Genomic DNA, 23,388 nt, shown 5'->3' with positions numbered 1-23,388 from the left:
ATGGCGAACACGATTCGTCATCGCCCGTTTTGCATCGGACGACGCGGCGCGAAGCGGCGGCAGACGCGCCGCCAGCACACCACGCGCCCCGCATCGACGACGTCTCAAATATTTTTTACTCACAGTTAAAAAAGTTTGACACGCCGTTTTCACTGAGATAACTTTTGCGCAAGCTTCCGGAAAGCAAACGCGAACCGGCAAGCCATCACGATGCGCGGCGCGGCCGAAACCGCCAATCCGTTTCATTCCGTCGCCGCACGCGCATCGCGTCGTGTTTTTCCGCAGCGCAGCACCGCAGCTCGCAACATCCCCGTCTCATCGAATGATGTCGTTCCGCCTCACCTGGAAGGACGCGCGGCATGCGCACATTTACTTTGCAGTCCTGTATGACATGCAGGCCGAAGTCACGGCTTTCCGGCCGGCGCATGTCGTCGGTGATGTCCAGATGGTGCGGTTTCCTTTTCGTTGCATGCAGTAATCGGCCCGGCCCGCAGGGGGCGTATCGCGGAACGGTCGTATCCACACAATCAAAAGAACGAGGTCGGCAATGCAATTTCATTTCAGAGGATCGCGCCGCGCATGGCTACCCGCGCTCGTTGCAGCCGCGACGCTCGCCGCCTGCGGCGGAGATGACGGCGGCAGCGTGGCGGGCGTGTCCGCGCTCGCGCAAGGTCAAGGGCAAAACCAGGATCAGCAGGGTGACAATGCACAAGGGCGCGTGTCGCCGTCCGGCGTCCCGTACGCGAATCCGGCCAGCGGCGGGCGCTACAAGCCGGTGATCACCAACGGTCAGGTACAGCCGTCGCTATCCGGCGGCACGATCGAGGAAAACGCGTGGGTCGACACGCCCGTCGACTCCGACGGCGACGGTACGCGCGACCGCATTCACGTGCGCATCGTGCGTCCGTCGGAAACCGCCAGCGGCGCACGCACACCGGTCATCGTGCTCGCAAGCCCGTACTATGCAGGGCTCGCCGACAGCCCGAACCACGACGTCGACGTCGAACTCGACGGCACCCCGCATCCGGCCGCCACTGCGGCCGCGGCAGCCACCGGCGCCTCGGCGCGCATCATGGCCGCGGTGCCGCAGACGCGCATGCTGCAGCAGCTCGAGGCGGCCGCGGCCGGCCGTTCGTGGATCGAGGGCTACTTCATTCCGCGCGGCTTCACGATCGTCTATGCGGATTCGCTCGGCACCGCCGGTTCCGACGGCTGCCCGACGATCCTCACACGCGACGAATCCGTCGCGATGGCGTCGGTGATCCGCTGGCTCGGCCGCGATGCCGCCGCGAAGGATGCGAGCGGCAAGCCGATCGTCGCGAACTGGTCGACGGGCCACGTCGGCATGTACGGCGTGTCGTACGACGGCACGCTGCCGAAGATGGTCGCGAGCCTGCGCACGCGCGGGCTCGACGCGATCGTGCCGATCGCCGGCCTGTCGAACATGTATGGCTACTACCGCTCGGGCGGGCTCGTGCGCGCGCCGGAGGGCTATCAGGGCGAGGACGTCGACGTCTATATCAAGGCACTGCTGACGAACGCGCATCCGGAGCGCTGCACGCACCTGATCGACGAGGCATTGCAGCAGGAAGACCGCAAGACGGGTGACTATTCGCCGTTCTGGGCCGCGCGCGACATTCCGACCGCGCACGCGGTCGCGCCGGCACTCGTCGCACAGGGGCTGACCGACGACAACGTGCGCGTCGACCAGTCGACGTCATGGTATCTGGCGATGCGGCGCCAGGGCGTGCCGACGCAACTGTGGCTGCATCGCCTGAAGCACACCGACCCGACCCGCGTGCCGGCGATGGCCGATGCGTGGACTGCCGAGGTGAACCGCTGGTTCACGCGCTACCTGATCGGCGTCGACAACGGCGTCGAACGCGATCCGCGCGCGGTGGTCGAGCAGGCCGACGGCACGCTGCTGAAGGAAGCCGACTGGGCCGCGCGGCACGCCACGCCGGTCGCGTACTTCGCGGGCGGCGACGGCACGGGCACCGGCACGCTGTTGCGGCTGCCGAGCGGCGGTCCGCTCGCGCGCTTCACCGACGATGCGTCGATCCCCGCGCTCACGCTGGCGAACGCCGCGACCGGCGAGCATCGCAGCCGCTTCGAGACAGCGCCGTTCGCGGCTGCGACGCGCCTGTCCGGCACCGCGACCGCACGCGTGCGGCTGACCTTCACCGGCGTCGCGAACGTGACGGCACTGCTGGTCGACCGCGCACCGGATGGCTCGGCAACGATCGTCACGCGGGCATGGACCGATCCGCGCAATCGCGTGTCGGACTGGTTCTCGCAGCCCGTACTGCCGGGGATGCCGTATGACCTGAAGCTGACGTTCATGCCGCGCGACTACATGCTCGCAGCGGGTCACAAGCTCGGCCTCGTCGTGCTGTCGAGCGACAACGAGGCGACACTGCGGCCGACGCCCGGCACGGGTCTCGCGCTCGATCCGGCAGGCACGTCCGTGACGGTGCCGCTGGTTTCGTCCTGAGCCGGCGCGGTCCGGCACGACTGACCGCCACGCGCGTGCGATCGCGCCCGATCGCATGCGCATGACGCCGGGTGACACGTATCGAAGGCGCCGCGCGACGATGCTTCACCGTCGCACGGCGCCGTTCTTCGTCGGCCACGCGATCGCGTCTGCCATGCGACGCCCCGCACGCCGTAGCAGCCGTCGAGTGCGCCAGCGTTGGTCACGGTGTCGATGTGCGAGCCCATCATCAGCGGCCGCTCGCTGCCGTCGCCGGAGGCGGAACGCAACGTGCCCAAAATGTTGCCGATCCGATCGACCTGAACGTCGAGGTCAAGCTCGCGCATCCATTCGACGACGAGTTCGCGCCCGGCCCGCTCGTCGTCCGTCAGCGCGATGCGCGTCAAGCCGATAGCCTGACTTGATGGAGTGAAATGCCATTTCAGCAGGATCGATATTTCGACGCTGAACTAGCGGCCACGACGCAATGTTCCCTCGCCTTGGCGGGCCGGTTCATCTTCGTGCCGGTGCGTCCTTCATCCCTTCCGCACGCGGCGGCGCCCCCGCTCACACCGGCGTCACCACCGGCTCCCCCGCGAAATGCCGCGCGGCGTTGTCGAGAAACTGCTGGACCGAACGATCGAGCGCCTCCGGCGACCAGCCGCCCATGTGCGGCGTCAGCACGATATTGTCGAGCGCCGTGAGCGCGCGCGGCGGCTCCGGCTCGCCTTCGTACACGTCGAGCCCGGCGCCCGAAATGCGCCGTTCGCGCAGCGCATCTGCCAACGCAGCGGTATCGACAACGCTGCCGCGCGACACGTTGACGAGAAAGCCGCCGGGGCCGAGCGCGTCGAGCACCGTGCGATCGATCAGATGATGCGTGCCTGCGCCGCCCGGCGTCGCGATGATCAGGAAATCGGCCCATTGCGCGAGCGCCTCGACACGATCGAAATAGCGATACGGAACATTCTTCGCGGAACGGTTGTGATAACCGATCTCGATGTCGAAGCCGGCCGCGCGCCGCGCACACTTCTCGCCGATCTTGCCGAGCCCGACGATACCGAGCTTCTTGCCCGACACGTTCGGCGGCATCGGCAGCGCGTCGCGCCATACGCCGGCGCGGGTGTTCGCATCGAGTTGCACGACGTTGCGCACGGCCGCCAGCAGCAGCGCGAACGCATGATCGGCGACGCAATCGTCGTTGGTGCCCGCGCCCGTCACCACGGTGATGCCGCGCGCCTTCGCATGCGCGACATCGATGTGCTCGTAGCCCGCGCCGAGCGCGCTGACGAACGTGAGCTGCGGCAGACGATCGATTTCGGCGGCAGTCAGGCCCGTGCTGCCGTTGGTCAACACCGCGCGGATCGTGCTGCCGTGTTCGGCGATCGCGCGCTCGCGTTCATCGGCGAGCGGTGCATGATGGACGTCGTATGACGCGGCGATCTGGCGGTGCGCGTCGCCGCGCAGCGCGATAAGGACCAGCAGCTCAGGCTTCATGTCAGCAAATGTCCGCAGGCGGGGGAATGCGTTCCAGTTTAACAACGGCGCGTGACGCGCGCGGGTTATCCCCACGCGCGCTGTGGACGTGCCGCCGCACATGGTTTGCCAAAGCCGACTCAGTCAAGTAACTTTCGGCGTACGTCCCCGTTCTGGAGAATGGCCCCGATGAAGCTCGCCCTGCCCGCCCGAATCCTGGGCCTCGCGTTCGCCGCCGCTGTCGTGGCACCCGGCGCGCACGCCGACACGCCCGTCGTGGTGTCGTCGAAGATCGACACCGAAGGCAACCTGCTCGGCAACGTCATCGCACAGGTGCTGAAGTCCCATGGCATCCCCGTCACCGAAAAGATCGCGCTCGGCACGACGCCGATCGTGCGCAAGGCGCTCACGAGCGGCGAGATCGACATCTACCCCGAATACACGGGCAACGCCGCGTTCTTCTTCAACAAGGCCGACGATCCCCTCTGGAAGAACGCAAGCCAGGGCTACGACACCGCGAAGAAGCTCGACTATGCCGCCAACCATCTCGTCTGGCTCGCACCGGCGCCCGCGAACAACACGTGGGGCGTCGCCGTGCTCGCGCCGGTCGCGCAAGCGCAGCACCTGAAGACTTTCTCGGATTTCGGCAAGTGGATCGCGGGTGGCGGCAAGCTGAAGCTCGCGGCGTCGGCCGAATTCGTGAACAGCGCGTCCGCGCTGCCGTCGTTCGAGAAGGCCTACGGCTTCAAGCTGAAACCGGATCAGCTCGTCGTGCTGTCGGGCGGCGACACGGCCGCGACGATCAAGGCCGCCGCGAACCAGACCGACGGCGTGAACGCGGCGATGGTGTACGGCACCGACGGCGGGATCGCATCGAGCGGCCTCGTCGTGCTCGACGACGACAAGCACGTGCAGCCCGTCTACGCGCCGACGCCGGTCATTCGCGAAGTCGTGCTCAAAGCGCATCCGCAAATCGCCGAGTACCTGAAGCCGGTGTTCGCAAGCCTCGACCTGAAGACGCTGCAAATGCTGAACGCGCGCATCCAGATCAACGGCGAGCCGGCCGCCGGCGTGGCAAAGAGCTACCTGAAGTCGAAAGGCTTCGTCAAGTGACGGGTCGCGCGGTGGCGTCCGCGCGACGCATCGCGCTGGATAAAGTCGGCATCCTGATCGGTGTCCTGACGATCGTCGCAGTGTTCGGCATGCCGTTCATGGTGCTTCGGCCGAACCGGATCGCGGCCGGCACCGGGCTGTCGGCGTTCGCCGCGCTGCCCGCGATGCAGGGGGCCGCGCTCGCCGCGTTGTGGGTCGTCGGCGCGATATGGGCGATGACGGCGAGCCGCCCCGCATGGCGGCTCGCGGCGGGCTGCACGTGGCTCGCGACCCTCGCCTACGCGGTCGGCGCCGCGGCGACGCACGTCGTCGCACCCGACGACGTGCTCGCACGCGTGTCGCCCGCGGCAGGCGTCTGGCTGTTGCTGTTCGCCTGGGCGGTGCTGGTCGCCGACGCACTCGCGCGGCTCGCATTCGGCCCGTGGCGCCGCCTCGTCGCACTCGTCGTCGCTATCGCGGCGATATCGGTACCGCTTGCGACCGGCTGGTGGGACGGCCTGTCCGTGATGCGCGAATACGCGGTGCGCAGCGACGACTTCTGGCGCGAAGCAATCCGGCACGTGTCGCTCGCGGGCGGATCGGTCGCGGCCGCGCTTGTCGCGGGCCTGCCGCTCGGCATCGCGTGTGCGCGGGTCGCACCGGTGCGCACCGTCGTGATGCCGGTGCTCAATGTCGTGCAGACGATCCCGAGTATCGCGATGTACGGGCTGATGATGGCACCGCTCGGCCTGCTCGCCGCGCACGTGCCGCTCGCGGCCGCGCTCGGCATCCGCGGGATCGGCGTCGCGCCGGCCGTGCTCGCGCTGTTTCTCTACTCGCTGCTGCCGATCGCGTCGAGCGTCGTGGTCGGGCTCGAGCAGGTGCCGCCGCATGTGACCGAAGCGGCTCGCGCGATGGGCATGACGCGCGCGCAGCGGCTGCTGCGCGTCGATCTCGTGCTCGCATTGCCGGTGATTCTGAGCGGCGTGCGCATCGTGCTCGTGCAGAACATCGGGCTGACCGCGGTCGCCGCGCTGATCGGTGGCGGCGGTTTCGGTACCTTCATCTTCCAGGGGATCGGGCAATCGGCCGCCGATCTCGTACTGCTCGGCGCGATCCCGACGATCGCGCTCGCACTGGCGGCCGCCGTCGTGTTCGAAGCCGCGACCACGCTTGCGAAGGGACGTACCGCATGATCGAGATCGAACGCATCGGCAAACGCTTCGGCGACGTCGTCGCCGTCGACGACGTATCGCTGACGATGAAGCAAGGCACGATCACCGCGCTCGTCGGCGCATCGGGCAGCGGCAAGTCGACGCTGCTGCGGATGATCAACCGGCTGATCGCGCCGACCGCCGGCACGATTCGCATCGACGGCGTCGACACCGCGAGCGTGCCGCCCGAGCAGCTGCGGCGGCGCATTGGCTACGTGATCCAGGGGCACGGCCTGTTTCCGCACTGGAGCGTCGCGCGCAACATCGCGACCGTGCCGCGCCTGCTCGGCTGGCCGGCCGAGCGCATCGACGCGCGCGTGCGCGAACTGCTCGACCTGTTTCATCTTGCTCCGTCCGAGTTCGCGGACAAGCTGCCGCATGAACTGTCGGGCGGCCAGCAGCAGCGCGTCGGCGTCGCGCGTGCGCTCGCGGCCGAGCCCGCGATGCTGCTGATGGACGAGCCGTTCGGCGCGCTCGATCCGATCATCCGCAACAAGGCGCAGGACGACCTGTACGCGCTGCAGCGCCGCCTCGGCATCACGGTCGTGATCGTCACGCACGATATCGAGGAAGCGCTGAAGCTCGGCGACACGATCGCGGTGATGGACGGCGGACGGCTGCTGCAGGTCGCGCCGCCGGCAGAGATTCTCGGCAAGCCGGCCGCGGGTGTCGTCGAGCAGCTCGTCGCCGGCGTCGACCGGCCGCTGCGCCTGCTCGCGCTGACGCCGATCGACGCGGTGGCCGAACCCGGCCATGCCGACGGCGAACCGATCGCCGCGACGCGCACGCTGCGCGACGCGGTGTCCGAGCTGCTGTGGCGCGGAGCGGACGCCTTGCCGGTCGACGACGGCAACGGGCGCGCTGCGCGCCGCATCACCCTCGATGCGATCCGCGCGCATGCGAGGAAGCCCGCATGACGATGAAGCCCGCGCGTTCGACCCTGCCGCGGCGGTTTCCTGCGTATGTCGCGCGTGCGGCCGCACTTGCGCTGCTGCTCGTGCTGCTGCTGCGCCCCGCATGGCTGCAGGGCGTGTTCGCGCCGTTCGCGGACAACGGCGCGCCGGTCATCTACGATCGTGCGAGCCTGCTCGACCTCACGCTCGCGCATCTCGGCACCGTCGCGCTGTCGAGCCTGATCGGCACGCTGGTCGCGGTCGCGGCCGGCATCGCGGTCACGCGTCCGGCCGGCGCGGATTTCCTGCCGGTCGCGCGCAGCGTCGTCGACATCGGCCAGACCTTTCCGCCGGTGGCAGTGCTTGCGCTCGCGGTGCCGGCCGTTGGCTTCGGGCTGAAACCCGTGCTGATCGCGCTCGTGTTGTACGGTCTCCTGCCGATTTTCGAGAGCACGATCGCGGGGCTCGAAGACGTGCCGCGCGATGTCGTCGACGCCGCGCGCGGGATGGGGATGAGCGGCTGGCAGCAATTGGTGTCGGTCGAGCTGCCGCTCGCGTTTCCGGTGATCGTGAACGGGATCCGGCTCGCGGTCGTGATCAATCTCGGCACCGCGACGATCGGGTCGACGGTCGCCGCGCGCGGGCTCGGCGATGTGATCATCGCAGGCCTGCAGACGTCGAACACGGCGTTCGTGCTGCAGGGCGGCGTGATCGTCGGGCTGCTCGCGGTGCTGGTCAGTGATGCGATCGGCGCGCTTGCACGGGCGGCAAGCGCGCGGCGGGCGTAGCACGCATCCGCGATCGCGATACGCGTGTGAAATGGGGGACGCGAGAGAAAATCCGGCCGTTCTTCATCCGGACTCCGATACGTGTTCGTGCAACGATCGAGTCTGTGCGAGGCACCCGCCGACAAAAGCCTACATCGCGCTTTCATTCGAGCCCGCGCTCGCACACGCCAGATGATTGGCCGATATACTATGCGCCTCCCATTTCCCCGCACTTCACCATGCGACGACGGTTTCTCTGGCTGATCGTGTTTTCGCTCGGCATCGCGCACCAGGCCTCGGCGCAGCAGGCGCCCGCATTGCCTGCCTCCGCGCCCGAAGCCGCCGCATCCGCGCCGACCGAGGCCTCCGTCCCGCTCGCGAACGATCAGCCCAACGAAGCAAACCGTCGCATCACGTCCTACCTGACGAAGAAATTCGGCGTCGCGAGAGAGCGCGCCGCGAAACTCGCCGATATCGTGAACATGACTGCGACGAAATATTCGCTGCCTCCGGCACTCGTTTACGCCATTATCTCGATCGAATCGCGCTTCCAGGAAAAGGCGCGCGGCCAGCGTGGCGCGACCGGACTGATGCAGGTCGTGCCTTCCGCGCACCGCGGCATGCTGCGCAACGTGAAAGACCTGACCGAGCCGAATGCGAACGTCGAAGCCGGCTCGAAGATTCTGTCGGGCTATGTGCGGGCGGCCGGCGGCAACGTGCAGGCCGGGTTGAAAAGCTACGGCGGATCGAATGCGTATGCGGCGAAGGTGATGCAGCGGGTCGACACATTCCGCTTCGTGCTCGAACCCGAAGACGGCGCGAAAGGCGCGAACGATACGAACGCGCGCATGATGCCGGTCAGCGATCTGTCGACCGCGGCACCCGCCGCGAACCGCAACGCGAAGTAAGCGCACCTCACGCTACGCACCGCGCGTACCTGCGTATCCCCCAGCGGCGGGACTCACGGCGGCACGTACCGCCGCTCACTCGCGGGCGAAATGCGCGCGCAGAAATTCGATGAAATGCTGCGTTTTCGCGGGCAGCAAACGCGTTTCGGTCATCGCATAGATGGGCACCGGGTTGCCCTCCCATTCCGGTAGCACGCGGCGCAGCCGGCCGGCGACCACGTCGTCGGCCACCACTTCCTCCGGCAACTGGATGATCCCCGCGTCGTGCACGGCCAGTTGCCGGTTCATGCCGACGCTGTTGACGACGAACCGCCCGCCCACCGGCACGTCGACCGTGCGCTCGCCGCGACGCAGCGTCCACGCGGTGACGCGTTGCACGCTCAGACACTGATGGCGCGTCAGGTCGCCTGGTTCGAGCGGCTCGCCCAAACGTTCGAGATAGCGTGGCGACGCATACAGGTTGCTGCGCAACGTCGCGAGCCGCCGCGCGACGAGCTGCGAATCCGCGGATTCGCCGATGCGGATCGCGACGTCGAACGGCTCGCTCACCAGGTCGACGCGCCGCGACGTCAGCTCGAAATCGAACGTCAGCTTCGGATACCGTTCCGCGAATTCGACGACCAGCGGCGTCAGGTAGATCACCGCGAAATCGACCGGAAACGACGCGCGCAGCACCCCGGACGGTTCGGCCAGCAGCCCGCCGAGCTGCTCGTGCGCGAGCCGCGCCTCGTCGACGATGCGCTTGCAGCGCTCGAAGTACAGTTGCCCGGCCTCCGTGAGCTCGATCCGGCGCGTCGTGCGATGCAGCAACCGCAGGCCGATCGCCTTTTCCAGCGCGCCGATCCGCCGCGACAACGTCGAATTCGGCATCCCCAGCGTCTGGGCGGCACTACGAAAGCCGTGCGCCTTCACGACCTCCACGAACAGCGCCATGTCGTTCAGCAGTTCCATGCCGACTGCTCCATCAATGGATCAATGATCTCCACGATACCCGATTTATCTCGAAAAGGAAGCAATGGATGATGCTGACGTGGAGGCGAGGCCGGCGCAACGCGCGCGGCCGCCGCCCGATGCGGCATCGCCCCGGTGGCGCATCCCGAACTTCGATGAGGAAAACACGATGAAACAACTGTTCGTTCCGGCCCCGACCGATCAGGACACGCCGCAACTGTTCACCCCGGTGCGCGTCGGCCGGTACACGCTCGACAACCGCCTCGTGATGGCGCCGATGACGCGCAGCCGCGCCGCGTTCGACGGTACGCCCGGCGCGTGGGCCGCCGAGTACTACGCGCAGCGCGCGGGCCTCGGGCTGATCGTCACCGAGGGCACGCAACCGTCGGCCGACGGCCAGGGCTACCTGACGACGCCGGGTATTTATACCGACGCGCACGTCGCCGGCTGGAAGCGGATCAGCGACGACGTGCATGCGCGCGGCGGCCGCCTGTTCATCCAGCTGATGCACGTGGGCCGCATGTCGCATCCCGACAACACGCCGCACCACCGACAAGGCGTCGCGCCGTCGGCGATCGCGCCGGGCGTGCCGATGTTCACGGCGACGGGCATGCAGGAGATTCCGGCGCCGCGCGCACTGACGACGGCCGAGGTGCGCGACACCGTGAACGACTTCCGCTTCGCCGCGCGACGCGCGATCGAGGCCGGCGCCGACGGCGTCGAGATTCACGGTGCGAACGGGTATCTGGTCCAGCAGTTCTTCGCGCCGAACGCCAACATGCGCACCGACGAATACGGCGGGTCGATCGAGAATCGCGCGCGCTTCGCGATCGAAGTCGCTGCCGCGATCGCCGACGAGATCGGCGCGGATCGCACGGCGATCCGCCTGTCGCCCGGCACCACGCTGTGGGGGATCGACGAAGGTCCGGAAAGCGCCGAGCTTTACCGCTACCTGGCGACGCAGCTCGACTCGCTCGGCCTCGCCTATTTGCACGTGATGCATCAGGGCGATGAATCGCTGCTCGCGGACCTGCGTGCGCGCTGGCGCGGCACACTGATCCTGAACCGCCCGGGGCGCACGCGCGACGCGATCGGTGCCGATGTGGCATCGGGTCTCGCCGATCTCGAAGCGTATGGCCAGATGGTGCTCGCCAATCCGGATTTCTTGACGCGCGTGAAGACGGGCGCGCCGATGAACGACGCGCAGCGCGAGACGTTCTTCGGCGGCGATGCACGCGGGTATGTCGACTATCCGGCGCTGAGCGGCGCGGCATAAGCGCTGCAAAGAGAAACGGCGCGTCGTGACTTCGTCATGACGCGCCGCATTCGAACGATACGGGCTGCTGAGCCCGTTACAGCTGCCCCGCCGCCCCCGTCCACCGCAGGTAATCCCCACGCGTCCAGTCGAGCGACACGCCGACGCGCTTCGTCCCCGGCCGGATCTTCGGCTTGTACATCGACAGCGTCAGCGACTCCAGCGCGGGCCATTCGCGGAACGACATCACCGCGAGATCGGCGACGAGCGTTTCGAGCAGCCGCGTATGCGGCTTGTGCGACAGGAACGACGCGACGCGGGCGCAGTAACCGTCGTAGTCGATCCACTCGCCCTGCTCGCTCGGCTCGCAGCGATAGCCGAGCCGCGCATCGATCACGATCGGCTGCGGCGCCTCGTGCTCGTGCGCGTGGATGCCGATCCGCGCGGGCACCTTCAGTTCGTCGACGAACACGCTCCAGCCGCGCCCGCGCAGGCGCGGCGCGTCGATCGCCACGAACGGTTCGTCGAACGGCTTCATGACGCGAGCGGCGCCGCGGCGTCGAGCATGATGCGCACGAAATAGTCGGCGAAGCTGCGACGCAGGACGATCTCGAACGTATCGTCGCCGGTCGGGATCAGCGTGATCGGCGACTTGAAGTAGTGCGACTGCGCACACTGGCCCGGCTTGAGCACGCGCGGATGCAGATCGAGCGGGCAGCCGCGCGCGATCACGTCGCGCACGCGTTCGCCGCTGACCTCGACGACCGTGTAGCCGCTGCCGACATCGACCGCCGCCGCATACGAACCCTGCACGGCCTCCGCGAGCTGCGCCTCGAGCACGCCCGCCTGCACGGGCCCGTTCGAGCGCACGAGCCACTCGTCGGGACCGAGCCACAGCACGTCGTACTCGGCGCCGCGCGCCACCGTGTTCGGTGCCGACGGCGGCCGGCAACCGACCACGCGCTCGAACGCGCTGACGAATGCCGGGTCGCTCAGCTCGCCGCGCACGTTCACGAGATCGAGGAAGGCCCGCTCGCGCAGCATGAACTTCTTCGATGCGCGCGCCTGATGCGCCTTCAGCACATCGGCCGCGCCGACGAACGGCGATTCAAGCCTCACGCCCGCGCCCGCCACTTGCGACTGGTTTCTCGTTTCATTCCACATGCTGGCGCACCCCTTCGGTATCGTAGAAAACCGGGCTCGAGATCTTCGCGGTGACGCGCTTGCCGTTGGCCAGCGGAATCACGACGCTCTCGCCCATCTTGTTCAGGCCGCCCTTCACCACCGCCAGCGCAATCGAGCGCTTCAGGATCGGGCTGTAATAACTCGACGTCACGTGGCCGATCATCGGCGTCGGATCGACCGCCGACACCTGCGTGTCCTTCGCGATGATCTGCGCGCCTTCGGGCAGCACGAACTGTTCGTCCTCGGTCAGCAGGCCGACGAACTGCTTGCGGCCTTCCTTCGACGTATCGGAGCGCGACAGCGAACGCTTGCCGAGGAAGTCCTTCGACTTCGCGACGAGCCCGCCCATCCCGAGGTCATACGGCGTGATCGAGCCGTCGGTATCCTGGCCGACGATGATGTAGCCCTTCTCCGCGCGCAGCACGTGCATCGTTTCGGTTCCGTACGGCGTGATGTCGAACTCGGCACCGGCCGCCATCAGCGCTTCCCACACCGCGCGGCCCGCATTGGCCGGCACGTTCACTTCATACGCGAGTTCGCCGGAGAAGCTGATCCGCATCACGCGCGCCTTCACGCCCGCGACGGTGCCGTTCCGGTAGCTCATGAACGGGAACGCGTCGTTGCCGAAGTCGATGTCCTGGCACACCTTCTGCACGACCTTGCGGCTCTTCGGGCCGACCACCGCGAACGTCGCCCAGTGATCGGTGACGGACGCGAGCCGCACCTTCATGTCGGGCCATTCGGTCTGCAGCCAGCGCTCGAGCCACGTGAGCACGCGCGCCGCGCCGCCGGTGGTGGTCGTCATCATGAAATGCTGGTCGGCGAGGCGCACCGTCACGCCGTCGTCGAACACCATCCCGTTTTCGTCGAGCATCAGCCCGTAACGGCACTTGCCGATCTCGAGCTTGTTCCACGGGTTTGTGTACATCCAGTTCAGCAGCTTCACTGCATCCGGACCCTGGATGTCGATCTTGCCGAGCGTCGACGCGTCGAGGATGCCGACGCTGTTGCGCACCGCCAGGCATTCGCGCTTCACGGCCGCATGCAGGTCCTCGCCGTTCTTCGGGAAATACCACGGCCGCTTCCAGTTGCCGACGTCTTCGAACATCGCACCGTGCTCGACGTGCCATTCGTGCACGGCCGTCTTGCGGATCGGGTCGAGGAAGTCGCCGGTCTCGCGGCCCGCGAACGTACCGAACGACACGGGCGTGTAGTTCGGGCGGAACGTCGTCGTGCCCGTTTCCGGAATCGTCTTGCCCAGCGCCTGCGCGAGGATCGCCATCCCGTTGATGTTGCCGAGCTTGCCCTGGTCGGTGCCGAAGCCCATCGCGGTGTAGCGCTTCACGTGCTCGACCGACTCGAAACCTTCGCGCGCGGCCAGCAGGATGTCGGCGGCCGCCACGTCGTTCTGGAAGTCGACGAACTGCTTCGGCCCGCGTGCGGCGGCCTCGCGGCTGCCGACAAGCCACAACGGCTGCAGCGCGCCTTCGACGGCTTCCGCGACCTGCGGCGCGACGGGGCGCTGCGCGGCCGTGAAGCCCGCTGCCTTCGCCGCTTCGGCGCCCGCGTCGACCGCGAGCCGCAGCGCACGGGCGAGACCGAACTCGCCAGCGGCCGCACCGATGCTCGCTTCCGCCTGCACGGGCTTGCCCGGCAGGAAGCAGGCCTTCTCGTCGTTCCAGCACGCCTTGCCGCCCGACTGCGCGAACAGGTGCAGCACCGGGCTGAAGCCGCCCGACATCGCGACGAGGTCGCACAGCAGCGACTGCAGCTTGCCGCCGGTCTGGCCGTTCGTGTAGGACGCGACGTCGACCGACGATACGCGCCACTTACCCGAAGCAGCCGTCACGACTGCACCGCTCATCACCGTCACGCCCTGTCGCTTCGCGGCCGCGGGCAGCGCGCCGTTCGACGACGCACGCGAATCGACGACCGTCACCTTCGCGCCGCACGCCTTCAGGTCGAGCGCGGTCTGGTACGCACGGTCGTTGTTCGTGAACACGACCACGTTGCGGCCCGGCAGCACGCCGTAGCGATGCACGTAGGTGGACACCGCGCCGGCGAGCATCACGCCCGGCAGGTCGTTGTTGCCGAACACGATCGGACGCTCGTGCGCGCCGGTCGCGAGGATCACGCGCTTCGCGCGGACCTTCCACAGCAGCTCGCGCGTGCCCTTGCGCATCGACACCGGCTGGTGATCGGTCAGGCGCTGCGTGACCGTCACGAGGTTGTGGTCCTGATAACCGAACGCGGTGCTGCGCGACAGGATCGTCACGTCGGGCAGCTTGCGCAGTTCGGCCTCGATCTTCTCGACCCACTGCAGCGCCGGCTTCGCGTCGATTTCCGCGCGGCACGACAGCAGGCTGCCGCCGAGCTCGCGCTGGTCGTCGACGAGGATCACGCGCGCGCCGGCCGTCGCGGCCGCATGCGCGGCGGCGAGGCCCGACGGGCCACCGCCGACCACGAGCACGTCGCAGTGCGCGTAGCATTTGTCGTAGCGATCGGCGTCGAGCACCTCGGGCGCCTTGCCGAGGCCGGCGGCCTCGCGGATCTTCTCTTCGTACTTCGGCCACATGTTGCGCGGCCACATGAAGGTCTTGTAGTAGAACCCGGCCGGCATGAAACGCGAGAACTTCTGGTTGATCGCGTACTTGTCGTTCTCGAGCGACGGCTCGGCGTTCACGCTCGTCGCGACGAGGCCCTGGTACAGCTCGATCTCGGTCGCGCGCGCGTTCGGCACCGTGTACGGGCCGGTCTCGAGCTGCACGACGGCATTCGGTTCCGCGACGTCCGCCGTCACGATCCCGCGCGGACGGTGGTACTTGAAGCTGCGCGCGACGAAGTGCACGCCGTTCGCGAGCAGCGCGGACGCGAGCGTGTCGCCCTGGAAGCCCTGATACGTGCGGCCGTTGAACGTGAACGTCAGCGGAATCGCGCGATTGATGCGGCCACCGGTGCCGAGGCGGTCTTTCTGGCTCATTTGCTCGTGCCCTCTTCGTGTGCGTTGCCGGCGGCTGCGCCGCCGAACTTTTCGTAGCCCTTGATATCGTAGGTCACCGTGTCGCGCGTGACCTTGAACCAGCGGCGGCAGCCCTGCGTGTGCAGCCACTGCTCGCGGTGGATACCGCGCTTGTTCTCGCGCATGAACACGTATTCGCCCCATTCGCGGTCGGTCATGTTCTCATTCGCAACCGGGCGCACGATGTCGGCTTCACCGCCGCACGTGAACTCGGATTCGGCGCGCGGCCCGCACCACGGACATTCGATCAGCAACATGTTTCTTTCTCCTCGTTCAGTGCGGGGGTCAGTGCGCGACGGCGGCTGCGCCGTGCTCGTCGATCAGGTGGCCCGTGTAGAAGCGGTCGAGCGCGAACGGCGCGTTCAGCGGATGCGGTTCGTCGCGGGCGATCGTGTGCGCGAACACCCAGCCCGAGCCCGGCGTCGCCTTGAAGCCGCCGGTGCCCCAGCCGCAGTTGAAGTAGAGCCCCTTCACGTCGGTCTTGGTGATGATCGGGCACGCGTCCGGCGACACGTCGACGATGCCGCCCCACTGGCGGTTCATCCGCACGCGCGAGAACACCGGGAACATCTCGACGATCGCCTGCAGCGTGCTTTCGATGATGTGGAAGCTGCCGCGCTGGCCGAAGCCCGTGTACTGGTCGATACCCGCGCCGATCACGAGGTCGCCCTTGTCGGACTGGCTGATGTACGCGTGCACCGCGTTCGACATGATCACCGAGTTGACCACCGGCTTGATCGGCTCGGACACCAGCGCCTGCAGCGGGTGGCTCTCGATCGGCAGGCGCACGCCGGCCATGTCGGCGAGCGTCGTCGTGTTGCCGGCTGCGACCACCGCGACCTTCTTCGCCTTGATGAAACCCTTCACCGTATCGACGCCGACCACCGCGCCGCCTTCGCGACGAATGCCCGTCACCTGGCAGTTCTGGATGATGTCGACGCCGGCGCGGTCGGCGCCGCGGGCGAAGCCCCAGGCCACCGCGTCGTGACGCGCGACGCCTGCACGGCGCTGGATCGATGCGCCGAGCACCGGGTAGCGGCTGTTCAGGTTGATCGTCGGCTCGATTTCCTTGATCTGCGCGGGCGTCAGGAATTCGGCATCGACGCCGTTCAGGCGGTTCGCGTTCACGCGACGCTCGGTGTCACGCACGTCCTGCAGCGTGTGCGCGAGGTTCATCACGCCGCGCTGGCTGAACATCACGTTGTAGTTGAGGTCCTGCGACAGCCCTTCCCACAGCTTCATCGCCTTCTCGTACAGCGCGGCCGATTCGTCCCACAGGTAGTTCGAGCGCACGATCGTCGTGTTGCGCGCGGTGTTGCCGCCGCCGATCCAGCCCTTCTCGAGGATCGCGACGTTCGTGATGCCGTGCTCCTTCGCGAGGTAGTAGGCGGTCGCGAGGCCGTGGCCGCCGCCGCCGACGATCACGACGTCGTATTCCTTCTTCGGTTCCGGGCTCTTCCACTGCTTTTCCCAGTTCTCGTGATACGAGAGGCCGTTGCGGAACAGGCTGAATATCGAGTAGCGGCTCATGTTAGTGATCCTTCGTTAGCATTCGATGACGTTCACGGCAAGACCGCCGCGCGACGTTTCCTTGTATTTCGTCTTCATGTCGGCACCCGTCTCACGCATCGTCTTGATCACCGAATCGAGCGATACGTAGTGCTGGCCGTTACCCTTGAGCGCCATCCGCGATGCGTTCAGCGCCTTGATCGCGCCCATCGCGTTGCGTTCGATGCACGGAATCTGCACGAGCCCGCCGACCGGATCGCAGGTCATGCCGAGGTTGTGCTCCATCCCGATCTCGGCCGCGTTCTCGACCTGGTCGGGCGTGCCGCCCATCACCGCGGCGAGCGCGGCCGCGGCCATCGAGCACGCGACGCCCACTTCGCCCTGGCAGCCGACTTCCGCGCCCGAGATCGACGCCGTTTCCTTGTAGATGATCCCGATCGCCGCGGCCGTCAGCAGGAATTCGACGATGCCGGCTTCGTTCGAGCCCGGCACGAACTTCACGTAGTAGTGCAGCACCGCGGGGATCACGCCGGCCGCGCCGTTCGTGGGCGCGGTGACGACCCGGCCGCCCGCCGCGTTCTCCTCGTTGACGGCCATCGCATACAGGTTGACCCAGTCGAGCATCGACAGCGGATCGCGCAGCGACTCCTCCGAACGCGCCCGCAGGCGCCTGTTCAGTTCGGCCGCGCGGCGCTTCACGCGCATCGGGCCCGGCAGTTCGCCCTCGACCTTGCAGCCACGCTCGACGCACGCGGCCATCGTGCGCCAGATCGCGAGCAGCCCGGCGCGCACTTCGTCTTCCGGACGCAGCGTGGATTCGTTGCGCAGCATCAGCTCGGCGATCGACAGCCCGTGTTCGCGGCACTGGCGCATCAGGTCGTCGCCCGTGCGGAACGGATACGGCACTTCGGCCGCAGCACGTACGCCGTTCACGCGATCGCCGTCGCGGTTCACGACGAAGCCGCCGCCGATCGAGTAATACTCCTTCTCGACGAGCAGCTGGCCGTGCTCGTCGAACGCCTGGAAGCGCATCCCGTTCGGATGCACGATGCTGGTGCCGCTCATCAGCTTGCGATAGAAGCCGATGTTCTCCTTCTCGTCGAAGCGAATCGTCTGCTTGCCGAGCAGCGCCAGCGACTTCTCCGCGCGGATCGCCGCGAGCCGCGGCTCGATCAGGTCCGGATCGATCGTGTCGGGCAGATGGCCCTCGAGGCCGAGCAGCACCGCCTTGTCCGTGCCGTGGCCCTTGCCCGTTGCACCGAGCGAGCCGTATAGTTCGACCCGCACGCGGCGCACGAAGCCGAGCAGGTTCGCGTCCTCGATGTGCGACGCGAAGCGGCACGCGGCGATCATCGGGCCAACCGTATGCGAGCTGGACGGGCCGATACCGATCTTGAACAGGTCGAACGCGCTGACGTTCATCTGACTTCCTCTGGGTGGGCGTACGTGAAATGTCGTTGGCATCAGTACATCAAAGCGTAAAATTGGCCGATAGAACAAAAACGGCATCGGCGTGGGATACCGCCGCCAAGCCCCGCGCAGGACGGCCGGAAAGTGCGTTTTGACGATGGTTGGCGACGAAAAACCACAAGTCGGCCGGGGTCCGCGCCAGCCGGCAACCGTGCCCGCGAACAGATTGCAACGAGTGAGACCCGCCTTCCCGGCGTGACGAGATTGACCGCGATGACACCCGACGTACCCGCTTCCCCCCTCGCCGAACCCGCGCCGCAGCGCATCCGTTTCGGCATCGTGCTGCTGCCGAACTTCACGCTCACGGCCTTCTCGGGTTTCGTCGACATGCTGCGGCTGTCGGCCGACGACGGCGACTACAGCAAGCCGGTGCGCTGCGCGTGGAGCGTGATCGGCGAAACGCTGGCGCCGGTGCGCGCGAGTTGCGGGATCCAGATCACGCCGTGGGAAACCTTCGAGAGCGCCGAGCCGTTCGACTACGTCGTCGTGGTCGGCGGCCTGCTGCATTCGGGGCCGCAAGCCGGCCCCGAAACGCTCGACTTCATCCGCCGCGCGGCGACGGGCGGCGCGACGCTCGTCGGGATCTGCACGGGCGTGTTCACGCTGATGCGCGCGAACGTGCTCGACGGCTACCGCACCTGCGTGAGCTGGTTCCACTACTGGGATTTCATCGAGCGCTTCCCGCACGCCGATCCCGACATGCTGATCGCCGATCGCCTGTTCGTGATCGACCGGCGACGGATCACCTGCTCGGGCGGGCGGGCGTCGATCGACGTCGCCGCCGCGGTCCTGCTGCGCCATTTCGATCATGCGACCGTGCAGAAGGCACTGCGCATCCTGCTCGTCGGCGAGATGCAGAAGGGCAATGCGCCGCAGCCGCATCCGCCGGGCCTCGAGCCGGCCACGCACCCGAAGGTCAAGCGCGCGATTCTCCTGATGGAACAGCATGTCGGCCGCGCGCTGCCGCTCGAGGAACTCGCGTGCAAGCTCGACATGTCGACGCGGCAACTCGAGCGGCTGTTCAAGGCCGAAACGGGCAAGAGCCCGCAGGCGTTCGCGAAGCAGGTGCGATTGCGCACGGCCGCCTGGCTGCTGACCAGCTCCGACCGCACCGTCGCCGATATCGCGTCGAGTTGCGGGTTCGCCGACGCATCGCACCTCGGCCGGGAGTTCCGCAAGCAGTTCGGCGTGCCGCCGGCGACCTATCGCGAACGCGGCGGGGACAGCACGGAGGCCGGCGCACCGATGGCGGCTGATCCCGATCCCGTCGAAGACATCGCCGACTGACGGTCGCGCGCGCCGCCGGCGCGCGTCCCCTTTCCTTCCCCTGCCCACGCCTCGACGCCACACACGATCGCGGCAGTTTCAGGTCAATTGGAACCGGTTCCAGTCAATTTCGCCGACGTTACAGCCCATTGACCGAGGGTTATCCCGGATGCTGACGCACCTTCAAATTTGTATGATGACCACATCACCTTACAAACCTGAGCGCCATGTTCGAGAAAATCCCCGCCCGTGCGATGAGCGACCACGTCGCGCAGCAGCTGCTGAAGCAGATCGAAGTCGGCAGTTTCTCGGCCACCGGCAAGCTGCCGACGGAAGCCGTCCTCGCGCAGGAATTCGGCGTGAGCCGCACCGTGATCCGCGAAGCGATCTCGCGGCTGAAGAACGAAGGCGTGGTCGAGCCGCGCCAGGGCAGCGGCGTGTACGTGAACCAGCACGGCGCAATCCGGCCGCTGCGGATCGACTACGCGGAGGCCGTCGAGGCCAGCTCGCTGCCGCACCTTCTCGCGGTGCGCCGCGCGATCGAGGCTGAAGTCGCGGCCGAAGCCGCGCTGCACCACACGGCCGACGACATGGCCGACATCGACGACGCGCTGCGCAAGATCGACGATGCGGTGGCCGAAGGGCGCGACGGCGTCGCGGAAGACGTCGCGTTCCACCGCACGATCGCGGCCGTCACCGGCAACCCGTATTTCCTGAAGACACTGCAGTTCCTGAACCAGTACCTCGAGGCCGGCGTGAAGGTCACGCGGCGCAACGAAGCGACGCGCGAGGATTTCTCGCGGCAGGTGCGCGAGGAACACGCGGCGATCGCCGACGCGATCCGCGCGCGCGACCCGATGGCGGCACGCAACGCGGCGCGCACGCACATGTACAACGCCGCCCGCCGTCTCGCGGAACCCGGCATCTGCTGATGAACGATTGCTGAATGCGGCGGCCCGTGCCAGACCGGTGCCGTCGTTGTCCCGAACCTCTTCCCGAATCGATCAAGGTTGACCATGTCACGAAATGTTGGAGTCATCGGCCTCGGCGCGATGGGCCTCGGCGTCGCCCGCTCGCTGCTGCGCGCGGGGTTCCGCGTGCATGCATGCGACGTGCGCGACACCGTGCTGCAGGCGTTCGCGGCCGAAGGCGGCGTGCCCTGCGCGAGCCCCGCCGAACTCGGCGCGCGGTGCGATGTCGTCGTCACACTCGTCGTCAATGCCGCGCAGACCGAAACGGTGCTGTTCGGCGAGCATGGCGCGGTCGCGGCGATGAAGCCCGGCGGCGTCGTGATCGCGAGCGCGACCGTCGCACCCGACTTCGCGGTCGCGCTCGGCGCGCGCATCGAGGCCGCGGGCCTGCAAATGCTCGACGCGCCGGTGTCCGGCGGCGCCGCGCGCGCGGCCTCCGGCGAGATGACGATGATGACGTCGGGCCCCGCCGCCGCGTATGCGGCCTGCGACGACGTGCTCGACGCGATCGCCGGCAAGGTGTATCGCCTCGGCGACGCGCACGGCATCGGCTCGAAGGTGAAGATCATCAATCAACTGCTGGCCGGCGTGCACATCGCGGCGGCCGCCGAGGCGATGGCGCTCGGCCTGCGCGAAGGCGTCGATGCCGACGCGCTCTACGACGTGATCACGCACAGCGCCGGCAACTCGTGGATGTTCGAGAACCGCGTGCCGCACATCCTGAATGGCGACTACACGCCGCTGTCCGCCGTCGACATCTTCGTGAAGGATCTCGGCCTCGTGCTCGATACCGCGCGGCGCAGCAAGTTCCCGCTGCCGCTGTCGGCCACCGCGCACCAGATGTTCATGAGCGCGTCGAGCGCCGGCCACGGCGGCGAGGACGATTCCGCCGTGATCAAGACTTTCCCCGGCATCACGCTGCCGCCCGCCCGCTGATTCGAACGACGTTCCTGCCATGACCGCTTCCGCTTCCCGTCCCCTGCTCGGCTGCATCGCCGACGATTTCACCGGCGCGACCGATCTCGCGAACATGCTCGTCAAGAGCGGCATGCGTACCGTGCAGACGATCGGCGTACCCGCCGGCGACGCCGCAATCGACGCCGACGCGATCGTCGTCGCGCTGAAGTCGCGCACGATTCCCGCCGCCGACGCCGTCGCGCAATCGCTCGCCGCCCATGAATGGCTGCGCGCACAGGGTTGCCGGCAATTTTTCTTCAAGTACTGCTCAACGTTCGACTCGACCGACGCGGGCAACATCGGGCCCGTCGCCGATGCACTGCTCGATGCGGCCGGCGGCGGCTTCGCGATCGCGTGTCCGGCGTTCCCGGAGAACGGGCGCACGATCTTCCGCGGCCATCTGTTCGTCGGCGACGTGCTGCTGAACGAATCCGGCATGGAGAACCACCCGCTCACGCCGATGAAGGACGCGAACCTCGTGCGCGTGCTGCAGCGGCAAACGAAGTCGCATGTCGGCCTGATCCGCTACGACACGATCGCCCTGGGCGCAGCCGCCGTGCGCGCGCGGATCGAGCAGCTGCGCGCGGAAGGCGCGCGCTTCGCGATCGCCGACGCGTTGTCGGATCGCGACCTCTACGTGCTCGGCGAAGCGTGCACGGACCTGCCGCTCGTCACCGGCGGCTCGGGCGTCGCCCTCGGCCTGCCCGCGAATTTCCGCCGCGCTGATCAACTGCCCGAGCGCGACAACGCAGCCTCGCTGCCGCGCATCGACGGGTTGTCCGCCGTGCTCGCCGGCAGCGCTTCGAAGGCGACCAACGCCCAGGTCGCCGCGTGGCGCGAAAGCCGCCCGAGCTTCCGGATCGACCCGATCGCGGCCTCGCGCGGCGAACCCGTCGTCGACGCGGCACTGGCATTCGCGCGCTCGCACCTGCCCCAACCCGTGCTGATCTACGCGACCGCGACGCCCGACGAAGTGAAGGCCGTCCAGCAGGCGCTCGGCGTCGAGGCGGCCGGCCAACTCGTCGAGAGCACGCTCGCCGCGATCGCCAGGGGCTTGCGCGACCTCGGCGTGCGCAAGTTCGTCGTTGCCGGCGGCGAGACGTCCGGCGCGGTCGTGCAGGCGCTCGACGTGAAGTCGCTGCAGATCGGTGCGCAAATCGATCCGGGCGTGCCGGCGACGGCCACCATCGACGCGCAGCCGCTCGGCCTCGCGCTGAAATCCGGCAACTTCGGCACGGTGGACTTTTTCGACAAGGCGCTGCGCGCGCTCGACGGAGCCGCATGATGAGCCACGAAGCGAAACTGCGCGAAGAGATCTGCGTCGTCGGCGCGAGCCTGTACGCACGCGGCCACGCGGTCGGCAGCGCCGGCAACATCAGCGCGCGTCTGGATGACGGCTGGCTGATCACGCCGACCGACGCCTGCCTCGGCCGGCTCGACCCGAACGACATCGCGAAGGTCGGCCTGGACGGCCAGCCCGTATCGGGCGGCAAGCCGTCGAAGACGCTCGCGCTGCATCGCGGCATCTACGCGCGCAACGCGGAAGCGAACGGCATCGTCCACACGCATTCGACGCACCTGGTTGCGCTGACGCTCGCGGGCGTGTGGCGCGACACCGACGTGCTGCCGCCGATCACGCCGTACTACGTGATGAAGGTCGGCCACATTCCGCTGATCCGCTATCGCCGCCCCGGCGATCCGGCGGTCGCGGCCGAAGTCGCGGCGCTCGCCGACCAGGTGCGCGGCGTGCTGCTCGACCGCCTCGGCCCGGTGATGTGGGGGCAGTCGGTGTCGCACGCGTCGTACGCGCTCGAGGAGCTCGAGGAAACCGCGCGGCTCTGGCTGATGACGAACCCGAAGCCCGAGCCGTTGTCCGACACGGCGCTCGACGAGCTGCGCCAGACCTTCGGCGCACGCTGGTAACGCAACGCATCGCGTCCGGATCACGCAGGACTACGAACCGAGTACCATGCCCGCCGTGT

20 protein-coding genes and 1 pseudogene are annotated in these 23,388 nt (G+C 67.7%); 12 read left to right on the top strand and 9 right to left on the bottom strand.

Going from position 1 to position 23,388, the window contains the following annotated elements:
- The first annotated feature begins 547 nt into the window (after window positions 1-547).
- Window positions 548-2,494: a Xaa-Pro dipeptidyl-peptidase gene (locus tag DIE08_RS04275; protein ID WP_124901094.1), complete on the top strand. Its 1,947-nt coding sequence runs from the start codon at window positions 548-550 to the stop codon at window positions 2,492-2,494.
- A 167-nt stretch (window positions 2,495-2,661) separates the two neighbouring features.
- On the opposite strand, the pseudogene DIE08_RS36010 reads toward DIE08_RS04275, so the two are convergent.
- Both DIE08_RS36010 and DIE08_RS04265 read right to left on the bottom strand, forming a co-directional pair.
- A pseudogene (locus DIE08_RS36010) lies at window positions 2,662-2,883 on the bottom strand (Zn-dependent hydrolase); the annotation flags it as partial.
- A gap of 157 nt (window positions 2,884-3,040) precedes the next feature.
- A complete protein-coding gene (locus DIE08_RS04265; protein WP_124901093.1) occupies window positions 3,041-3,970 on the bottom strand; it encodes a 2-hydroxyacid dehydrogenase in 930 nt (309 codons plus the stop codon).
- 168 nt (window positions 3,971-4,138) lie between these two features.
- Here DIE08_RS04265 and DIE08_RS04260 point away from each other — a divergent pair, with 168 nt between their 5' ends.
- The 5 genes from DIE08_RS04260 (at window position 4,139) to DIE08_RS04240 (ending at window position 8,823) form a co-directional block, all read left to right on the top strand.
- Window positions 4,139-5,062 (top strand): ABC transporter substrate-binding protein, encoded by a 924-nt coding sequence (locus tag DIE08_RS04260; RefSeq protein ID WP_124901092.1) that lies wholly within the window; start codon window positions 4,139-4,141, stop codon window positions 5,060-5,062.
- Window positions 5,059-6,237 carry an ABC transporter permease gene (locus DIE08_RS04255; protein WP_124901091.1) on the top strand — a complete coding sequence of 393 codons (1,179 nt, stop codon included), beginning with the start codon at window positions 5,059-5,061 and terminating at the stop codon, window positions 6,235-6,237. The genes DIE08_RS04260 and DIE08_RS04255 overlap by 4 nt, the downstream gene beginning before the upstream one ends.
- Complete coding sequence (locus tag DIE08_RS04250; protein ID WP_124901090.1) at window positions 6,234-7,172, top strand: ABC transporter ATP-binding protein; 939 nt, start codon at window positions 6,234-6,236, stop codon at window positions 7,170-7,172. The genes DIE08_RS04255 and DIE08_RS04250 overlap by 4 nt, the downstream gene beginning before the upstream one ends.
- A complete protein-coding gene (locus tag DIE08_RS04245; RefSeq protein WP_124901089.1) occupies window positions 7,169-7,936 on the top strand; it encodes an ABC transporter permease in 768 nt (255 codons plus the stop codon). The genes DIE08_RS04250 and DIE08_RS04245 overlap by 4 nt, the downstream gene beginning before the upstream one ends.
- A gap of 218 nt (window positions 7,937-8,154) precedes the next feature.
- Window positions 8,155-8,823 carry a lytic transglycosylase domain-containing protein gene (locus DIE08_RS04240; protein ID WP_124901088.1) on the top strand — a complete coding sequence of 223 codons (669 nt, stop codon included), beginning with the start codon at window positions 8,155-8,157 and terminating at the stop codon, window positions 8,821-8,823.
- Window positions 8,824-8,898: 75 nt separating this feature from the next.
- Here the strand turns inward: DIE08_RS04240 and DIE08_RS04235 are convergent, their stop codons facing one another.
- Entirely contained in the window at window positions 8,899-9,774 is an 876-nt protein-coding gene (locus DIE08_RS04235) for a LysR family transcriptional regulator (RefSeq protein ID WP_124901087.1), read from the bottom strand.
- A 169-nt stretch (window positions 9,775-9,943) separates the two neighbouring features.
- Between DIE08_RS04235 and DIE08_RS04230 the strand changes: the two genes are divergently transcribed.
- Window positions 9,944-11,050 carry an alkene reductase gene (locus DIE08_RS04230; RefSeq protein WP_124901086.1) on the top strand — a complete coding sequence of 369 codons (1,107 nt, stop codon included), beginning with the start codon at window positions 9,944-9,946 and terminating at the stop codon, window positions 11,048-11,050.
- A gap of 76 nt (window positions 11,051-11,126) precedes the next feature.
- Here DIE08_RS04230 and DIE08_RS04225 read toward each other — a convergent pair whose 3' ends face one another.
- Genes DIE08_RS04225 through DIE08_RS04200 form a run of 6 tightly spaced genes read right to left on the bottom strand, consistent with a single transcriptional unit; the run spans window position 11,127 to window position 18,164 of the window.
- Window positions 11,127-11,567, bottom strand: a complete 441-nt coding sequence (locus DIE08_RS04225; RefSeq protein WP_059452158.1) for a dihydroneopterin aldolase — start codon at window positions 11,565-11,567, stop codon at window positions 11,127-11,129.
- Window positions 11,564-12,193: a sarcosine oxidase subunit gamma gene (locus tag DIE08_RS04220; protein ID WP_124901085.1), complete on the bottom strand. Its 630-nt coding sequence runs from the start codon at window positions 12,191-12,193 to the stop codon at window positions 11,564-11,566. Before DIE08_RS04220 ends, DIE08_RS04225 begins: the two co-directional genes overlap by 4 nt.
- On the bottom strand, window positions 12,183-15,194 hold the full coding sequence (locus tag DIE08_RS04215; protein WP_124901084.1) for a sarcosine oxidase subunit alpha family protein: 3,012 nt from the start codon (window positions 15,192-15,194) through the stop codon (window positions 12,183-12,185). Before DIE08_RS04215 ends, DIE08_RS04220 begins: the two co-directional genes overlap by 11 nt.
- On the bottom strand, window positions 15,191-15,490 hold the full coding sequence (locus DIE08_RS04210; protein WP_059534095.1) for a sarcosine oxidase subunit delta: 300 nt from the start codon (window positions 15,488-15,490) through the stop codon (window positions 15,191-15,193). The genes DIE08_RS04215 and DIE08_RS04210 overlap by 4 nt, the downstream gene beginning before the upstream one ends.
- A gap of 28 nt (window positions 15,491-15,518) precedes the next feature.
- Window positions 15,519-16,763 (bottom strand): sarcosine oxidase subunit beta family protein, encoded by a 1,245-nt coding sequence (locus tag DIE08_RS04205; protein WP_006480591.1) that lies wholly within the window; start codon window positions 16,761-16,763, stop codon window positions 15,519-15,521.
- 15 nt (window positions 16,764-16,778) lie between these two features.
- Window positions 16,779-18,164: an L-serine ammonia-lyase gene (locus DIE08_RS04200; RefSeq protein WP_124901083.1), complete on the bottom strand. Its 1,386-nt coding sequence runs from the start codon at window positions 18,162-18,164 to the stop codon at window positions 16,779-16,781.
- 261 nt (window positions 18,165-18,425) lie between these two features.
- Here DIE08_RS04200 and DIE08_RS04195 point away from each other — a divergent pair, with 261 nt between their 5' ends.
- The 5 genes from DIE08_RS04195 (at window position 18,426) to DIE08_RS04175 (ending at window position 23,329) form a co-directional block, all read left to right on the top strand.
- On the top strand, window positions 18,426-19,499 hold the full coding sequence (locus DIE08_RS04195) for a GlxA family transcriptional regulator (RefSeq protein ID WP_059600291.1): 1,074 nt from the start codon (window positions 18,426-18,428) through the stop codon (window positions 19,497-19,499).
- Between the two features lie 206 nt (window positions 19,500-19,705).
- Entirely contained in the window at window positions 19,706-20,410 is a 705-nt protein-coding gene (locus tag DIE08_RS04190; protein WP_124901082.1) for a FadR/GntR family transcriptional regulator, read from the top strand.
- Between the two features lie 84 nt (window positions 20,411-20,494).
- Window positions 20,495-21,385, top strand: a complete 891-nt coding sequence (ltnD, locus tag DIE08_RS04185) for an L-threonate dehydrogenase (RefSeq protein WP_059600292.1) — start codon at window positions 20,495-20,497, stop codon at window positions 21,383-21,385.
- A 19-nt stretch (window positions 21,386-21,404) separates the two neighbouring features.
- Entirely contained in the window at window positions 21,405-22,691 is a 1,287-nt protein-coding gene (otnK, locus tag DIE08_RS04180) for a 3-oxo-tetronate kinase (protein WP_124901081.1), read from the top strand.
- Window positions 22,691-23,329, top strand: a complete 639-nt coding sequence (locus DIE08_RS04175; RefSeq protein ID WP_124622269.1) for an aldolase — start codon at window positions 22,691-22,693, stop codon at window positions 23,327-23,329. Before otnK ends, DIE08_RS04175 begins: the two co-directional genes overlap by 1 nt.
- Window positions 23,330-23,388: the final 59 nt, after the last annotated feature.

It is taken from the genome of Burkholderia sp. Bp9004 (genome assembly GCF_003858025.1).
Lineage (GTDB): Bacteria > Pseudomonadota > Gammaproteobacteria > Burkholderiales > Burkholderiaceae > Burkholderia > Burkholderia diffusa.
The sequence above is the reverse complement of the archived record's forward strand: the minus strand, read 5'-3'. Positions and strand labels throughout refer to the sequence as shown.

Bases quoted from the DNA above. Each gene is read 5' to 3' on its own strand.
- DIE08_RS04275 (WP_124901094.1), top strand. From the start codon at position 548: ATGCAATTTCATTTCAGAGGATCGCGCCGCGCATGGCTACCCGCGCTC.
- DIE08_RS04265 (WP_124901093.1), bottom strand. From the start codon at position 3,970: ATGAAGCCTGAGCTGCTGGTCCTTATCGCGCTGCGCGGCGACGCGCAC.
- DIE08_RS04260 (WP_124901092.1), top strand. From the start codon at position 4,139: ATGAAGCTCGCCCTGCCCGCCCGAATCCTGGGCCTCGCGTTCGCCGCC.
- DIE08_RS04250 (WP_124901090.1), top strand. From the start codon at position 6,234: ATGATCGAGATCGAACGCATCGGCAAACGCTTCGGCGACGTCGTCGCC.
- DIE08_RS04245 (WP_124901089.1), top strand. From the start codon at position 7,169: ATGACGATGAAGCCCGCGCGTTCGACCCTGCCGCGGCGGTTTCCTGCG.
- DIE08_RS04240 (WP_124901088.1), top strand. From the start codon at position 8,155: ATGCGACGACGGTTTCTCTGGCTGATCGTGTTTTCGCTCGGCATCGCG.
- DIE08_RS04235 (WP_124901087.1), bottom strand. From the start codon at position 9,774: ATGGAACTGCTGAACGACATGGCGCTGTTCGTGGAGGTCGTGAAGGCG.
- DIE08_RS04230 (WP_124901086.1), top strand. From the start codon at position 9,944: ATGAAACAACTGTTCGTTCCGGCCCCGACCGATCAGGACACGCCGCAA.
- DIE08_RS04225 (WP_059452158.1), bottom strand. From the start codon at position 11,567: ATGAAGCCGTTCGACGAACCGTTCGTGGCGATCGACGCGCCGCGCCTG.
- DIE08_RS04220 (WP_124901085.1), bottom strand. From the start codon at position 12,193: ATGTGGAATGAAACGAGAAACCAGTCGCAAGTGGCGGGCGCGGGCGTG.
- DIE08_RS04215 (WP_124901084.1), bottom strand. From the start codon at position 15,194: ATGAGCCAGAAAGACCGCCTCGGCACCGGTGGCCGCATCAATCGCGCG.
- DIE08_RS04210 (WP_059534095.1), bottom strand. From the start codon at position 15,490: ATGTTGCTGATCGAATGTCCGTGGTGCGGGCCGCGCGCCGAATCCGAG.
- DIE08_RS04205 (WP_006480591.1), bottom strand. From the start codon at position 16,763: ATGAGCCGCTACTCGATATTCAGCCTGTTCCGCAACGGCCTCTCGTAT.
- DIE08_RS04200 (WP_124901083.1), bottom strand. From the start codon at position 18,164: ATGAACGTCAGCGCGTTCGACCTGTTCAAGATCGGTATCGGCCCGTCC.
- DIE08_RS04195 (WP_059600291.1), top strand. From the start codon at position 18,426: ATGACACCCGACGTACCCGCTTCCCCCCTCGCCGAACCCGCGCCGCAG.
- DIE08_RS04190 (WP_124901082.1), top strand. From the start codon at position 19,706: ATGTTCGAGAAAATCCCCGCCCGTGCGATGAGCGACCACGTCGCGCAG.
- ltnD (WP_059600292.1), top strand. From the start codon at position 20,495: ATGTCACGAAATGTTGGAGTCATCGGCCTCGGCGCGATGGGCCTCGGC.
- otnK (WP_124901081.1), top strand. From the start codon at position 21,405: ATGACCGCTTCCGCTTCCCGTCCCCTGCTCGGCTGCATCGCCGACGAT.
- DIE08_RS04175 (WP_124622269.1), top strand. From the start codon at position 22,691: ATGAGCCACGAAGCGAAACTGCGCGAAGAGATCTGCGTCGTCGGCGCG.